The organism is Gilliamella intestini (assembly GCF_900094935.1).
In the GTDB taxonomy this organism is placed as follows: domain Bacteria; phylum Pseudomonadota; class Gammaproteobacteria; order Enterobacterales; family Orbaceae; genus Gilliamella; species Gilliamella intestini.
This window is the reverse complement of record NZ_FMBA01000009.1, coordinates 1-16,231: the sequence shown is the minus strand read 5'-3', so window position 1 is coordinate 16,231 and position 16,231 is coordinate 1. Positions and strand designations below refer to the sequence as shown.

The following is a 16,231-nucleotide window of genomic DNA, read 5'->3' as shown; positions in this document are numbered from 1 at the left end:
AGAGTTATAATGAGATGAATAGTAAAGATTTTAACACATAAGTATAAAGGTTAAAATTGGAGTTTTTGTCGATGCCAAAGCATCGACAATATAAAAATAAGTTAATTAGCGTAAAATTAAATATAAACGACTATCACCACGAATTATATTCAATGCAATTACCGATGGGCTACTATCAATAATTTTACGAAGATCTGTAATATTTGTTACTCGTTCTTTATTAACACCAATAATAAGATCACCCTCTTGTAGGCTGAGTCGAGATGCAGAGGAATTTTTAGCAATATTTTCTATTAAAACACCTTTTTGCCCTTTAATTTCTCCATTGATAAGCGTTGCACCATCAAGAGCAGAATGCAATGATTTTGCTTCAGTTGTGGTTTCGTCACTATTTTTCAATTTAACATCAACTGTTATCTCTTTACCATCTCGAATTAATCCTAATTTTACTGTTCGGCCTGCCCCCGTTGTTGCAATTTTAGCTCGTAGTTCAGCAAAACTATCTACTGGCTTACCATCCATTGAAACGATAACGTCTCCTGACTTAATTCCAGCCACTTTTGCTGCTGAATCATCAAGAACTTCACTAACAAATGCACCTTTTTGAATATCTAAACCAAATGCTTTTGCAATATCAGAAGTTAACTCATTACCTTTTATACCAAGTACACCACGTTTCACTTCACCATATTCAATAAGTTGAGAAGTTAGATTTTTTACCATATTACTTGGGATTGCAAAACCGATACCAACATTACCTCCGCTAGGAGCAATAATTGCGGTATTTACACCAACTAACTCACCATTCAAGTTGACCAACGCACCACCTGAGTTACCCTGATTAATTGATGCATCAGTTTGGATAAAATTCTCAAAACCATTCATATTAAGCCCTGTTCGAGCAAGCGCTGAAATGATTCCAGAAGTAACTGTTTGACCAATACCAAATGGGTTACCAATTGCAACAACGTAATCGCCAACACGTAACTCATCTGAATCTGCAAGTTTAATTGCGGTTAATTTTTTTGCATCTTCAAGTTTAAGTAAAGCTATATCACTTTGTGGATCTTTACCAATAAGTTTTGCTTTATATTCATGACCATCATTTAATGAAACTGTTATTTTATCAGCATTATCAATAACATGATTATTGGTGACCACATAGCCTTTTTCAGCATCAATAATCACACCTGACCCCAAGCCTGAAAAAGCCCTTGATTGACTATCCGGATAACCAAAAAATCGTCTAAATTCCTCTGGCATATTGTTTTGCATTTGCGCAGTGCCTTCAACTTTAATACTGACAACTGAAGGTAATACCGTTTCAAGCATAGGGGCTAAACTTGGTTGCTGTGCATTATTATCAGTTGAGATAGGAGGAAAAGAAGCAAAAGCATTTGGAAGAGCAGATAAACTCAATCCTAAGCTTAATGCCATAATACTTAACAATTTTTTTTGTTTTTTTAATGAATCAATCATTTTATAACTCTCACTTTTACAAAAAATTAATCTCTATAAAAATATTTTGCCATTAGTTAATGGCAAATAAAATTATCACAGTTAATCTTAGTTAAGATTTGTTTTCATCTGTTTTAAATAAGCCAGATGAATTATCTGAATAATCTCTTGGTTGCTTATCAAGCATAGCTTCTTTTGACTCATCTGAATCAGAGGTAGAGTCAAAATCCAAAGATGATCCTTTATCACTATGAATAAATTGAGTAGAATTCTCAGCCATATGTTGATAAAGACGGCGAAACTCTTTTGCCATATTATCCAATATTTCCGCACTGTGAGAAAAATGTTTGGCAATCATTTGTTTTTGTTCAACTAATTCATCCTTTGTTTGATCTAGCTCCTGTTTAATTTTCGTATATTTACGAGCCTTAGGACTAATAATATTCATAAAAATGTAGCCTAAAATAAAGCCAATTACTAACCCAATTATAAGATAAATAAACATATGTTTATCCATAACTCACTCCTTGTGTCTTTAAGATATAAAATTAATGTATTGTTATCAGTTCTTATTTTGCATGGTTGGCAAGTTTTATCAATTGTTTTTTTAACTTGTTTGGTGCATTTTCTGCTAATGCATATAAAAACATTGAACTTTTAATTGTCATCACACTCGAAGCTAACGATGAGTTAGATGTTTGGAATTGCCGCTGTGATAACTTTACCGCTATATTTGGATTAATCAAATATTGAATAGATGACAGGGATGGCAAAACAGTTTTTCGTATCTCTGAGATTAAATTACTTTGTTCATATTTCAATCTAGCCAGCCAGCCAGCGGTACTTACTTCTAAAATTAAAATGCCTTGGCGATAATTAGCTACACGACATTGTTCACTCAGTGGTGAGGGTAATAAATCACTAACGACTTTAGATAATGTTTTTAATGCATTAGTTCTATCTTGAATTTTAGACAAACAAGAGGCATGCGTCACTATTGACGTTAACATTTTTGGTTCGTTATAACGCATATTTTAACTACCTCTCCTTTTTGAACAATAAAAGTTATTTTCTAAAAAACTAAAAGAATGGTTAGTGTAATAATTTATCTTATTTATAGGTAAAAGTCTTATTGAAAAACTTTATTTACAATTTGATAAACACCTTTTTACTAGATTAGCGTAATTTCTACAACATCTAAAAATAATTTACCATCTTATAATGAATTGAAAAATGAATAAATTTATGTTACGTAAAATTTAGCTTGCTTGCAATTATTTTAAATATGTTAGCTAAATAAAATCAGGAATATATACATAAAGGGCTATAAAAATATACACTACAATTGAATCATAAATAACCTATTAGAGACCAATAAACAACAGAAAATTTTGGCCTCCCCCTTTAATGTAATATGTCAAACAATAAAAATATAGAAATTCGATTATAAGGAATTTTTTACTTTATGTTAATAAATTTTCTCCTAGTATTAATTCTAGCTTTAATTTGGTTATTTTTTGCATACAATAAGCTTAGACATTTAGCTGAAAATGTTAAACAAAAACAATCAAATATTTATGTAACAGTAAAGAAAAGACATGATATAGCATCTAATTATGGTGATCACGAAAAGTTAGTTCATTTCACTATTACTGAGAGCGACAGTGTTTCTAATGCAAATATTACATCCTCTCAAACATCACGTATTATAGGCAATGTCCAGATGATGGCTAACCGTTTTCCTGATTTAAAAGCGAATTCAACTTATCAACAATTGATGACACAGCTTGATGAAATTGAAAATACTATTTTAGAAAGAAGAGAGGCTTATAACGCTGCTGTTCAAATTTATAATTCAACCCGTGGTAGTATTCCTCATTTATTTTATGCAAGTAAACTTGGTTTTGTTGCAGCCACCTATTTTGAAGTAGATGAAAATGGAATAGGCAACTTCCATCATTTAAAACTGATGATGGCAAAATTTTAAGGGACACTATGGGTTAGAATGGCATCTGTAGCAACTGAAAATGTAAAAAAAATTAAAGAATCGAAAGAGCATAAGAGTCAAGAGAAGAACCAGCAAGAATAATCAGTAATCTCTTAATTTATCCATTGGGTCTTCTTTTTATATAATTTAACTGAATTTAAGAAACTCATAGTTTGTTTGTATTTTCAACCAAAATTTCGCCGACAATTGTCGGCGAAAAAGCAAAAAATAATCGAATATTAAGCAAAGCCTTTCAAACCAACTACATGCACATGCTCTTGGTTATTGATAACTTTACGTACTAGTTTATAGGTTGTTCCTTTTTCAGGACTGATGTTTTCTGGAGCAGCAATGATTAATTGCATTTCTAATCGTTCACAAAGTTCAAACAGTGTTGCAATGGATTTGGCATCTAGTCGAGCTGCTTCGTCTAAGAATAGCAAACGACATGGTAAAATATCTTTATTTCGAAGTCGCTTGGATTCTTCTTCCCAACTTTGAATCACCATAAGTAAAATTGACATACCTGTACCAATTGCCTCACCCGTCGATAATGCACCGCTTTCAGCACGTAACCAACCATCTGCACCTCGATTCACCTCAACATCCATTTCAAGATAATTTCGATAATCTAGCAGTTCTTCACCAATATTTTGAGCCGTTCGTTGTCCCATATCAATATGTGGATTTAAACGTTGATAGAGTTTAGCTAACGCTTCTGAGAAGGTAATACGATTATTACTAAATAGATCTTGATGTTCATTTTGCTCATCGGCAAGTGCAGCTAAAAGAGTTGAATGAGCTTCGCGAACATTGACATTTAAACGCACGCCATTAACTTGACCAAATGCCACTGCTTGTAATCCTTGGTTAAGCATACGAATACGATTTTGTTCGCGCTGTATGGTTTTACGAATAATATTCGATACACTCTTCGAGCTAATTGCCAGTTGCTGTTCACGCGAAGTGAGTTCTTCTGTCAAGCGTGACAATTCAATTTCCATCTGTTCAATGGCTTCAATTGGATCGTCAGTTTTAACAATATCTTGGCGAATTCGTTCACGCAAATGTGCGTAAACAGCGATATAGAATTGAATTTTACGTTCTGGGCGTTTTGGATCTTCTGATAGTCTCAATACATCCCGTAAATGTTCATTGTCATTAACCGCTAAACGTAAGGAACCTAATGCTTTATCTGACATAGAACGTAGCTCATCAGCACTTAAATAGGCAAGTTCACGACGATGTAAACGCCGTTCAACACTATTTTCTTTAACAAGCCTTAAGACTAAACACCACCTCGCTTTGGCTTGTACTACCTGTTCGCGTAGTTGCTTATAATCTCGCAGTGTTTGAGTTAGCCGTTTTTGCAATTGTGTCATTTCGCTTTCGCACATAATGAGTTGCTTTTCAAGCGATGTACAATGTTGACGATTGTTATTTAATTTTTGATGGATTTCATCACGACGTAATCGAGCACGTTCTTCAGTGATCGCATCGGCTTTTACCCCAATTTGTTCAATTTCTTTTTGTAGCTCATGCAACATATCACGCTTGGTTTCAAATGCACTTTTAAGCGAAGCTAGCGTTTGATTATATTGATTGTATTTGTCTTGATACTGTTGCATCTGACTGCGTGCTTCAGTTCTTTGAATTTCGACAACTTCTAATCGAGAACGTAATTTTTCATTTAAATCACTATTTTCATTTAACATACCTGCCGAGTCTTCATAGCTAAAGTGGGCACGACGTTGCATTACTTCAGTTAAGGCAAAAACTTGTTGGCGGATGGTCTGTTGTTGTGCTTTAACCGTATTGTATTGTTCACGTAATGCTTCGTTCTGCTCTGGATCACTTTGTAAAACAGCTAAAATTGGTTCAAGTTCTGAAACGGTATTGCGATTACGGCTAACATATTGCACAGATTCTTGTGCTTGTGCAACTTGTTCACGTAAATCGTCAACTCTATCAGCCAGATCATCATCAGCTAATAAATGCATTTGCGCAACCAAGCGATTTACGGTTGCTAATTGTTCTTTGCAATTAGTCACTTGTTGCTGATTTTGTTTATCAATACTTTCCTGAGACGATAATTGTCGTTCAATTTCAGTGCGTCTTGTCGTTAATTTTTGTGCTTCAGCTTCAGGATCGATATCAAAAGCAACTCCTAAATGTTGGCCAATAAATTGCCCAACATTTTGTTCAATTCGTTGTAATTTTTGTAAATCAAATGAGATAGTTGCATAGCGCTCATGTAATTCATCACGTTCACTAGATAATTTTTCAAGGTGAATCTCACGAGCAGCACGACCAAATAGTGGTACTTTAGGAAAGCTTGAGAATCGCCATTGGCGATCACCTGTTTTGACAAGTACCGCTTTATTCATCTCTTCACAATTAAATACGCTATCATCAAACGATGATGGGTCACCTTCAATAAAATAGATATCTTCTGGGTAATCTTCATCACTTGCAGTAAGGCTTTCTAATTGCTGTTTAACTAGTGATAAATCTGGCACCACAATGGCTTGTCTTGATGGGCCATATAATGCTGAAAAATAAGGCGCATCTTCAATTGTTACATCTTCATAAATTTCAGAAAGTAATACACCATTAAATCGTTCTGCTAACGAAGACAAACGACCATCATCAACACCACTAGGTTGATTTAGTTGCTCAATTTGAACATCTAATTGGTTGCGTCTAAAGCTAATTTGGTCTCGCTCAGTGACAAGTAAGCGTTCTTGTTCAAGCAGTTGTTGCATGTGTTGCGTAACTGCTTGACTATGGCTAAACACTTGACCGGTTTGTTCTTGCAATGAAATTAACGCATCTTGAGCTTTTAACCATAACGGTGCTTTTTGTCGATATTCAGTAATCTTCGATTGAATTTGTTCAAGTTCTTGTCTAAATTCAATACGCTTTTCACTTGATTCGTTAGCCCGTTCGGCACTTTCGTCTAATTGCAATTCGAGCTCTTGCTTTAACTCATCTAGTTCATCGTAATTAACTTGGCGTTCAATACGCTTACAAAATTGTGTTAATAATGATTCAGCTTCTTTTTGTTCAAAAAATCGTTGTTCTAGTTCATCAAGTTGTAGTTGTAAATGTTCGGCCTGCTCAGCCTGATAACATTGTGATGGCCATTGTCTTAATGCTTCTTTAGCTGCCGCAAAAGCTTCACTTCGGGTAACATCACCCACTAATTTCACAACTAGTTGATAAGCTCTATCAAATTGATTAATCGCCGCATCAGATACACTTAATTTTTGCTCAAGCTCAAGAACTTGTTCGGTGATCTCTTTTTGCTTTTCTTCAAACAATTCATAGTGATTTTCAATATTACTAATACCTAGTTTTGGTAACTGGCATAATGATTGAGCATTTTTTAATGCCTGTAAAGCCTGTTGGTATTGAATTGCCCGTGTTTGTTGAACATCAAGAGCCTGCTGGTAATCAGCTAATTGAGTTTTGATTTCGTCAACTTCTTGTTCTGTTTGTTCTACTTGATCACGATAGGTTTGGTACTGTTCATTTGCTTCAAGCACTACTTCGTTTTGTTCTTCTAACTTTAAGTTTAAATCATCTAAATCTGCTTGATAACGGTCGATCTTTTCTTGTTGACGTAATGCAGTTTGCACTAAATTGAGGTGATCATTAGCAGCCTGTAAGTCAGTTTCCAAATCATTTTGCGCATCTTGATGTTCTTTAAGTTCTTTTGCCATTTCAACTTGGCGATATTGATTGCTAATAAGCAGATCTTGCGTTTTAAACATATCACGACGCAAGCCAAGTACTGATTCTATATGAACTCGGCGTTCATTATTATGACGCATATAATCAGCTGCCACATAATTAGTTGATTCAGTAATTAAGTGTTTAAATAAGTCACGATCTGATTGTGTTACTCGAATAGCTTCTAAAGTCATCCGATTCTCGCGCAATGCTGCTTCCATATCTTGGAAAGCTTTTCGCACACCACTATTTTCTGGTAATAAATAATCACGCAGAGAACGAGTAATGGCACTTGAGATACCACCATAAAGTGAGGCCTCAATCAAACGGTAATATTTACTTCTATCGGATGGAGAGCGTAAGCGTTTTGGTAAAATACCAAAATCAAACATAACCGAATGATAATCAGTAATAGAGTTAAATTGTTTAAAGATAATGCCTTCCATTGATTCGGCTTTATCTTTTAACTCTGGTAACGATAAGATTCGCGCTTGTTTATCGTTTAAACGTTCGGTTACTAATTCTGTTGGACTAATACCAACTGGTAGGCCCTGTAGTAAAAATGGCTTGATGTCGACTTTTTTATCACGTCCAGCTACTTGTTGTAAACGTACACCACAAATAATTCGCTGATTACGAGAGTTAATCACATCTAGCATTGAATAACAAACACCGGGCTTTAATTTACCATGCAAACCTTTATCACGTGATCCAGATGTAGCACCTGCTTCTGTGGTGTTTCTAAAATGTAATAAAGTTAAATCAGGGATCAATGCAGTAACAAAAGCCGCCATGGTAGTTGATTTACCTGCGCCATTACCACCAGATAATGTCGTAACTAATTGATCTAATTCAAACGTTCGTGCAAAAAAACCATTCCAGTTTATCAAAGTTAATGAGTGAAATTTACCGTGTCCAATCATGATTATTCAGTCTCCTCATTAACGTCTTCATCTTGTTTTTGTTCTTCATTATTATCGTCTAAAATAAGCGATGATTCGATTTTGATTGCTTCGCCATCTCGAATCAGGCGTAATTGCGCTTCTTGTGCGTCATCACTACTCCGTACATCCGCACCAAAACGGAATATTGATTCATTAATACGAAAACGGCTACTGTCATTACCAACAATAAAAAAAATCATGCCTAACCGACGCAACCGATTTAGCGCTGTTTTCACTTTATCAAATAGTTTTTGGCGATCTAAATCTGAACCTGTTGAACGTTGGTTTACTAATTTGAGTAACTTACTTTCATCTGCTAATGAAACCAGTTCATCAAATAATTCTTGTAAGGTAAAGATCCCCTCATGCGCTAATCTCTCGGGACTTAAATACAAATAACAAAGAACTTTGCCAACAAGCATATCAAGTTCCGATAATACTGAACGTGGAATCAATGTTGTTGAACGAGGACGAAGATAGAAAAATCCTTCAGGCGCACGAATTAACTCAACATTATAACGTTGATAAAATTGCTCGAGTTCAAGTTGGAAATCCATTAGAAAAGCATGATGATCAAGTTCATCAATACCAATATGACGGCCAGAGCGTAATAAACTATCCAGCTCAGGAAAGATAGGATTAGCAATTGCTTGGACCAACTTAACGGGCATATATTTATCGATAGAAGCCTGAGAACTCGCTGCTATGCGCCCCATAACTTCATCAAGATGATGTGCAGTTTGTTGTGTTTCGAAATCGTTAGTATCTGTTGATGACATGTGCTTGTACCTTAGCTCCATAATCGTTAATAGGTTTCCATTCGGCAGGAATTCCAAGCCAATCATCTTCAGCAATACCGAGGCGAATGGCCTGATCAATAAATAATCTTGCTATATCAAAATGTTGTTCGCGCGGGAACTGAGACAAATAGCTATGAATGGTTGTGCCCATATCAAGTGGTTTATTTTCTTGCTTGAATACCATTAAATTTTGTTCAATATGGGCAATAATATGTTCTTGAATCTCTTCAATCATTTCAAATTCAAGTTCCGAAGGTAATTCTCCAGTTACCTCAGCATCATGTAGTGCCAATTCTTCATCACGCATATCTAGTAAGCGATCGGCATTAGCAAAAGTGAGTGACCAAGGCAAATCAAAGTATCCTTGAATCGATTTTCGTAAGCGTTGCGAAAACACCCGATTTTTATCTAAATCAATAGCGGTACGAATAAATTTATGAACATGGCGATCATAACCAATCCAAAGGTCAATCGCTTTTTGCCCCCAACCAATAATGCGATCAAGCTTACCTTGTAGGTCCATAACCACATTATTAATTTTATCAAGATCAGGGTTAGCAAGCGTCGCATCTTGTATTAAAAGTAAGCTAGCTTGTAATTTATCGCCTGCAGCAGCTAAAGTATCTTGCAGCTCACGCAATGTTTGTGATGTTTCAGTTAACAATCCTTCACAACTACTAATTGCTGCTTGCCAATCTTGACTTAATAAGGCTGAAATATTTTGTTTAACATCAGCTTGTTGTTCATCCATCACTCGTTGTGTAATATCGATACTGTCAAAAATTTCAGCGACTGAATATTTTAATGGCGCAAAGACATTTCGATGCCAATGTAAATCATCACCACCTTCGACAGCTGCATCTGCGGCACGTTTTAATTCTTGCGCAACAATGGATAATTGAATGGATAAACGCAGCGTTGAGAATTCTCGCTGACGAATATAGTAATCAGAAATGCCTATTCCTAGTGGAGTTAAACGATAAATCGAGAAACCATCTGTCATTTCACTTGCAAAACGTGTGATTAAGCGTTGGCGTACCAAATCATTGATAGCATTATTGGCTCGTACTGTAATAGTGTCTTCACTCTGTTCAAAAATTTGTGAAACATGTCTAAAAGCATCAATTAATTCAGACTCAGTCATTTCACCGTCAAAACGCTCGCTATTCAATACAGCAATAGCCAATAAAAAAGCTAACCTTTCCACAGGCAAAGCAATTGAAAAATCATTCTTTTTTGCCCAAGAGACCAGTTCTGGCACAGATTGGGAAAAATCAATCATAAAATTTCCTTAATTCAAGGAGAATAAAATCTAAACATACCTCATAGCATTTATATCTCAAGGCTCAAGGTATAAATAAAAATAGCACTAATTATATAACAATATAGAGTAAATTTGTAATGGAATTCGAAGAAAGAATTAAAACAGTATTATTCAAATCATGATTGTTTATATATAGCATCATAATAATATTAGCTAATAAATATCACTAAAGTAATTTAAAATTTTTATTTGTTAAATAAAAAATAGATTCCCTACTCGCACAGAAATCTATTTATGCTAAAATCAATCTACATTCTATCTATAAACTAACATAAGGACGTAACGAAATGCATATCGGTATACCTAAAGAACGGTTAGCCAATGAAGCTAGAGTTGCAGCAACTCCTTTGACTGTTGGACAACTGTTAAAACTGGGCTTTACAGTTTCCGTAGAACAAGGCGCTGGACATGCAGCTCATTATGAAGACCAAGCTTTTATTGATGCTGGAGCCACAATTCAAAACACACAAGATGTTTGGCAAAATGATTTAATTTTGAAGTTTCATGCGCCAAGCGATGATGAAATTTCTTTAATGAAAGAGGGTTCAACCCTTATTAGCTATATTTATCCAGCTCAACATAAAGAGCTATTAGAAAAATTAGCCACCAAAAATATTACTGTAATGGCTATGGATTGTGTACCACGTATTTCACGTGCACAATCTCTAGATGCATTAAGCTCAATGTCTAATATTGCTGGTTATCGTTCAGTTATTGAAGCAGCAAATCAATTTGGTCGATTCTTTACAGGGCAAGTTACTGCTGCTGGTAAAGTACCTCCAGCTAAAATATTAGTTATTGGAGCAGGTGTTGCAGGCCTTGCAGCCATTGGCGCAGCGGTGAGTCTGGGGGCAATTGTTCGTGCTTTTGACACCCGCCCTGAAGTTGCCGAACAAATTAATAGCATGGGAGCTGACTTTTTAGAGTTAGATTTTGAAGAAGAAGCAGGTTCTGGTGACGGTTATGCTAAACAAATGTCAGCGGCCTTTATTGAAGCTGAAATGGCACTGTTTGCAGAGCAAGCCAAAGATGTTGATATCATCATAACAACTGCACTAATTCCAGGTAAACCAGCTCCAAAACTCATTTCGAAAGAAATGGTTGAATCAATGAAACCGGGTAGTGTTATTGTTGATTTGGCTGCGTTAACTGGTGGTAACTGTGAATTAACTAAACCAGGTGAAATTTTCGAAACAGATAACAATGTTAAAATTGTTGGTTATACTGATTTAGCTAATCGTATGCCAGCACAAGCATCACAGCTTTATGGTACTAACATTGTTAACCTATTAAAACTGCTTGCTAAAGAAAAAGATGGTAATATTGATATCAATTTTGAAGATGTTGTAATTCGTGGTGTAACTGTGGTTAAAGATAAAGAAATCACTTGGCCAGCACCACCGATTCAAGTATCTGCTCAACCTCAGAAAAAAGCAGCAGAGCCAATTGTTAAACCAGAACCAAAGCCAATGGATCCTCGCAAAAAATATGGTATTTTAGCTTTAGTTCTCATTGTTTTCTTCTGGCTTGCAAACTCCGTTCCTGAAAGCTTTTTAGGGCATTTTACTGTATTTGCATTATCTTGCGTTGTTGGTTACTACGTTGTATGGAATGTTACACATTCTTTGCATACACCACTAATGTCGGTAACTAATGCAATTTCTGGAATTATATTGGTCGGAGCAATATTACAAGTCAGTGATGATAATGGCTTAACTACGGCAATTGCTTTTGTTGCTATTTTGATTGCTAGTATCAATATTTTTGGTGGATTCTTTGTTACTCAAAGAATGCTGAAAATGTTCCAACGTGGCAAGTAAAGGAGAGCATACATTATGAGTAATGGAATCATTCAAGCAGCCTATGTTATTGCTGCATTACTTTTTATCTTTAGTTTACGAGGTCTTTCCAACCAAGAATCTGCCAAATCTGGTAATATTTACGGTATGATTGGTATGGTAATCGCACTTATTGCAGCAGTTGCAAGTATTAAAGGCGGATTACACTGGATAGTTATTGCAATGATTATTGGTGCTGTAATTGGTTTATATTTGGCTAAAAAAGTTGAAATGACTCAAATGCCAGAGCTTGTTGCACTACTTCATAGCTTTGTTGGAATGGCTGCTGTTCTAGTTGGCTTAAACAGTTATTTAGATCCACACATTCAAAATTTTCAAGGTGGTGAGTTAACTGTACATTTAGTAGAGATTTTTGTTGGTGTCTTTATCGGCGCAGTAACCTTCTCCGGCTCTGTTGTCGCATTTGGTAAATTAAATGGACGCATTAGCTCAAAACCATTATCAATTCCAAATAAACATTATTGGAATCTAGCAGCAATTGTTGTTTCTATCATTTTAATGTTTACTTTTGTTGAAGTAAAAAGTGGCGCTGGTGCAATAATTAGTTTGTTGATCATGGCAATTATTGCATTCGTGTTTGGTTTCCATCTTGTTGCTTCAATTGGTGGTGCTGACATGCCTGTTGTTATTTCAATGCTAAATTCTTATTCAGGTTGGGCAGCAGCAGCAGCAGGCTTTATGTTAGGCAATGATCTATTAATTGTAACAGGCGCATTAGTTGGTTCATCAGGCGCAATTCTTTCATATATTATGTGTAAAGCGATGAACCGCTCATTTATTAGTGTTATTGCTGGCGGTTTCGGTAGCGATGGTAGCGCAGCTAGTTCATCGGATGAAGAACAAGGTGAATACCGTGAAATGCAACCAGCCGAAGTTGCGCAAACATTAAAAGAAGCCCGCTCAGTTATTATTGTTCCTGGATATGGTATGGCAGTTGCTCAAGCTCAAGGTGCAGTAAGTAATATTACTGAAAGACTACGTGGTATGGGTATAGAAGTTCGTTTTGGTATTCACCCAGTAGCAGGACGTTTACCTGGGCATATGAATGTATTATTAGCCGAAGCAAAAGTGCCTTATGATATTGTATTAGAAATGGATGAAATCAACGATGACTTCCCTGATACTGATGTGGTTTGGGTAATTGGAGCTAACGATACAGTCAACCCAGCGGCAGAAGAAGATCCAAATAGCCCAATAGCAGGCATGCCTGTTCTTGAAGTTTGGAAAGCAAAAACGGTTGTTATTTCTAAACGCTCAATGAATACTGGTTATGCAGGTGTACAAAACCCACTATTCTTTAAAGAAAATAGCTATATGCTATTTGGTGATGCTAAAGACAGTGTTGAAAAAGTACTACAAAACCTTTAAGTATCACTAAAAGTATTACTGCGGCTTTTGCCGCAGTATATTTCTAAAATAGGCACTTAATTTAAATTCACCTTAGCTAAAAAATCGATTATTTGATCCGTTATTTCACGGCGTATCTCTGTCCTTATGCGATTCCCACCATCTTTACAAATGATTGCTTCTCCTTTAGCCTCTTGCTCTAAAATATCTATAGCACCTGATTTACAAATTTGCATGAAACTAAAATGCATTGCATCAGGTATAAAAACGCCGAGTTGTTTACATTCATGATTAAAATAATCCTTTAACGGCTTTCCTATTGGTTTATAGGTAGGTGATTTTTGTCGACTTTTGCTTGATACGCTAGTTATCGCAGTTTATCTACATAAACATTTATCTAACCAACAAAGACAGCGCCATTTTTGTCAAGAAGTTTCAGGAACGCCCTATGTTTATGTAAAAAACCAAAAAATCATATTTATACCAACAAGCAAAAATTCTCTAGTTTGCTGTTTGGTTTTATTTTTAAGTAAAGGTAAACCTTTGGTATCAACCTGTAGCATTTCTCTCAAGTAGGTTTTGTTATCTCCTTTAGCTTACTGTTTTAATTTATCTCCAATGGATTTTTTCAAGTTTAACCAGATGCTTAATTCCCGAACCGATGGTTTTATTGCGTTTAAAATTATTTTACATCCCTATGATGTATAAATTTCACTCAAATAAATGATATTTTTTAAGCTTATCATAATAATATCTTTAAAAATTATCTAAATAGGAGTAGATTATTTTTTCAGTAAAAATAAAAAAGAGCGATATTATGGTAAATTTCCAAAAATCCAAAAAATTGGATAATGTTTGTTATGACATCCGAGGACCAATTCTTGAACATGCAAAACGATTAGAAGAAGAAGGCCAAACAATCCTAAAACTAAATATTGGAAATCCAGCCCCATTCGGTTTTGCCGCACCAGATGAATTATTGGTTGATGTTATTCGCAATTTGCCATCCTCACAAGGATATAGTGATTCAAAAGGGCTTTATTCTGCACGAAAAGCGGTCATGCAGCATTATCAAGCTAGAGGGATCACCAGCTTGGATGTTGAAGATATTTATATTGGTAACGGCGTATCAGAGCTCATTGTTCAGTCCATGCAAGCATTACTCAATAGTGGTGATGAAATACTTGTGCCTATGCCAGATTATCCATTATGGACAGCAGCTATTAGCTTGTCTGGAGGTAATGCTGTACATTATCTTTGCGATGAAGAAGCAAATTGGTCGCCAGATTTAGATGATATTAAACAAAAAATCACACCAAAAACAAAAGGCATTGTCATTATTAATCCAAATAATCCAACGGGGGCAGTTTATAGTAAAGAAGTATTACTTGAGATCGCCGAAGTAGCTCGTCAAAATAACTTAATAATTTTTGCCGATGAGATTTACGACAAGATTTTATATGATGATGCTGTGCATCATTCCATTGCTGCATTAGCTCCCGATTTATTTGTCATTACCATGAGTGGGCTATCAAAAACATATCGTGTAGCTGGATTTAGGCAAGGTTGGATGGCGCTTTGTGGTCCAAAACACCATGTAAAAGGCTATATTGAAGGTTTGAATATGCTTGCATCCATGCGTTTATGTGCTAATGTGCCATTACAACATGCTATTCAAGGAGCACTAGGCGGCTACCAAAGTATTAATGAATTTATCACTCCTGGCGGACGTTTGTACGATCAATGTATGCTAGCATGGCGTTTGCTTAATGATATTCCTGGAGTTTCATGCACCAAACCACAAGGTGCATTGTATTTATTTCCAAAACTTGATCAAAAAAAGTTTAATATTCACAATGATCAGAAATTAGTTTTAGATTTTTTATTACAAGAAAAAGTCTTACTTGTGCAAGGAACTGGTTTTAACTGGCATAAACCAGATCATGTTAGAATGGTTGCTTTACCTTATTTAGGTGAACTTGAAGATGCTATTGGAAGGTTTGCTAAGTTTTTATCTCAATATAAACAATAAAAGAAAATTTTAATTAAATCCCCCAATATAATTGGGGATTGTACTATTAAATTAACCCTATTATCTATAATTCAAATCGCATTAATTGATATTAACATAATCATTATTTTAAGGAATTCCTAGCGTTATTTACAGGAATTAGAGAAACTACTGTAAACGACGCGAGGCATTTCTACAGATATGGATTTTAATGATATAAATGATGTTGGCGTTCATATCATTACCCCGCGTGCCTATGAGCTACTCCAACCTTTATTCGATGATTCGGTCGAAGTGTTACCTTTAAAAAGTAATGACGGTACTTATTTTCTGCTCAATATCATTCAAACAACCGATTGTCTGGATCAAGAAAACTCAGTATGTAAAGTTTTGCCATTTGGTGTTTAAAATCATCATTGAATGTTCGTCTTTTGCGTTTAATCTTATTCATATTTGTTCTTTTTTAGTTGTGATTAATTTACCCCTTAAAAAAGTTGTATGAATTAGTGTAGCCGATCCACAATTAACACCTCCTGACACAATGAATTAATTAAAACAATCTTTATTAAGTGAATAAATAATAGAAAGCGGTTATAAATTTGGTTAAGTTATTGACAATAAATTATCTTAAATCAAATTTTTAATAAAAAAAACCCGATAAACAGGGTCAGATTGATGACAAACCTCGATATAATTCGGGGTTTATTTTTTATTTAAACCATAAACAGGATTTTTAATTTGGATTTTATTAAATAAATTAAAAAAT

Annotated in this window: 12 protein-coding genes; 5 read left to right on the top strand and 7 right to left on the bottom strand. The window is 35.2% G+C overall.

Features of this window, described 5'->3' with window-relative positions; all coding sequences use genetic code 11:
• Nucleotides 1–105: 105 nt before the first annotated feature.
• From GA0061080_RS03725 to GA0061080_RS03715, 3 genes are all read right to left on the bottom strand, one after another.
• Nucleotides 106–1,479, bottom strand: a complete 1,374-nt coding sequence (locus GA0061080_RS03725; RefSeq protein WP_091121270.1) for a Do family serine endopeptidase — start codon at nt 1,477–1,479, stop codon at nt 106–108.
• A 91-nt stretch (nt 1,480–1,570) separates the two neighbouring features.
• Entirely contained in the window at nt 1,571–1,975 is a 405-nt protein-coding gene (locus GA0061080_RS03720) for a Z-ring associated ZapG family protein (RefSeq protein WP_091121266.1), read from the bottom strand.
• Between the two features lie 52 nt (nt 1,976–2,027).
• Complete coding sequence (locus GA0061080_RS03715) at nt 2,028–2,489, bottom strand: DUF721 domain-containing protein (protein ID WP_091121262.1); 462 nt, start codon at nt 2,487–2,489, stop codon at nt 2,028–2,030.
• 434 nt (nt 2,490–2,923) lie between these two features.
• Here GA0061080_RS03715 and GA0061080_RS03710 point away from each other — a divergent pair, with 434 nt between their 5' ends.
• Nucleotides 2,924–3,445, top strand: a complete 522-nt coding sequence (locus GA0061080_RS03710; RefSeq protein WP_091121258.1) for a LemA family protein — start codon at nt 2,924–2,926, stop codon at nt 3,443–3,445.
• A gap of 239 nt (nt 3,446–3,684) precedes the next feature.
• Here GA0061080_RS03710 and mukB read toward each other — a convergent pair whose 3' ends face one another.
• The 3 genes from mukB to mukF are packed head-to-tail and all read right to left on the bottom strand — an operon-like array spanning nt 3,685 to nt 10,206.
• Complete coding sequence (gene mukB / locus GA0061080_RS03705) at nt 3,685–8,103, bottom strand: chromosome partition protein MukB (protein ID WP_091121255.1); 4,419 nt, start codon at nt 8,101–8,103, stop codon at nt 3,685–3,687.
• Between the two features lie 2 nt (nt 8,104–8,105).
• Nucleotides 8,106–8,840, bottom strand: a complete 735-nt coding sequence (gene mukE, locus GA0061080_RS03700; protein ID WP_091121453.1) for a chromosome partition protein MukE — start codon at nt 8,838–8,840, stop codon at nt 8,106–8,108.
• A 43-nt stretch (nt 8,841–8,883) separates the two neighbouring features.
• Nucleotides 8,884–10,206: a chromosome partition protein MukF gene (gene mukF / locus GA0061080_RS03695; RefSeq protein ID WP_091121251.1), complete on the bottom strand. Its 1,323-nt coding sequence runs from the start codon at nt 10,204–10,206 to the stop codon at nt 8,884–8,886.
• Between the two features lie 329 nt (nt 10,207–10,535).
• Between mukF and pntA the strand changes: the two genes are divergently transcribed.
• On the top strand, nt 10,536–12,068 hold the full coding sequence (gene pntA / locus GA0061080_RS03690) for a Re/Si-specific NAD(P)(+) transhydrogenase subunit alpha (protein WP_091121246.1): 1,533 nt from the start codon (nt 10,536–10,538) through the stop codon (nt 12,066–12,068).
• A gap of 15 nt (nt 12,069–12,083) precedes the next feature.
• On the top strand, nt 12,084–13,475 hold the full coding sequence (pntB, locus tag GA0061080_RS03685; protein ID WP_091121241.1) for a Re/Si-specific NAD(P)(+) transhydrogenase subunit beta: 1,392 nt from the start codon (nt 12,084–12,086) through the stop codon (nt 13,473–13,475).
• A 56-nt stretch (nt 13,476–13,531) separates the two neighbouring features.
• Here pntB and GA0061080_RS12535 read toward each other — a convergent pair whose 3' ends face one another.
• Nucleotides 13,532–13,690 carry a hypothetical protein gene (locus GA0061080_RS12535; RefSeq protein ID WP_167349175.1) on the bottom strand — a complete coding sequence of 53 codons (159 nt, stop codon included), beginning with the start codon at nt 13,688–13,690 and terminating at the stop codon, nt 13,532–13,534.
• A 581-nt stretch (nt 13,691–14,271) separates the two neighbouring features.
• Here GA0061080_RS12535 and GA0061080_RS03680 point away from each other — a divergent pair.
• Together GA0061080_RS03680 and GA0061080_RS03675 are read left to right on the top strand one after the other, a co-directional pair.
• Nucleotides 14,272–15,486, top strand: a complete 1,215-nt coding sequence (locus GA0061080_RS03680; RefSeq protein ID WP_091121237.1) for a pyridoxal phosphate-dependent aminotransferase — start codon at nt 14,272–14,274, stop codon at nt 15,484–15,486.
• 180 nt (nt 15,487–15,666) lie between these two features.
• Entirely contained in the window at nt 15,667–15,873 is a 207-nt protein-coding gene (locus tag GA0061080_RS03675) for a hypothetical protein (protein ID WP_091121234.1), read from the top strand.
• The last annotated feature ends 358 nt before the right edge of the window (nt 15,874–16,231 follow it).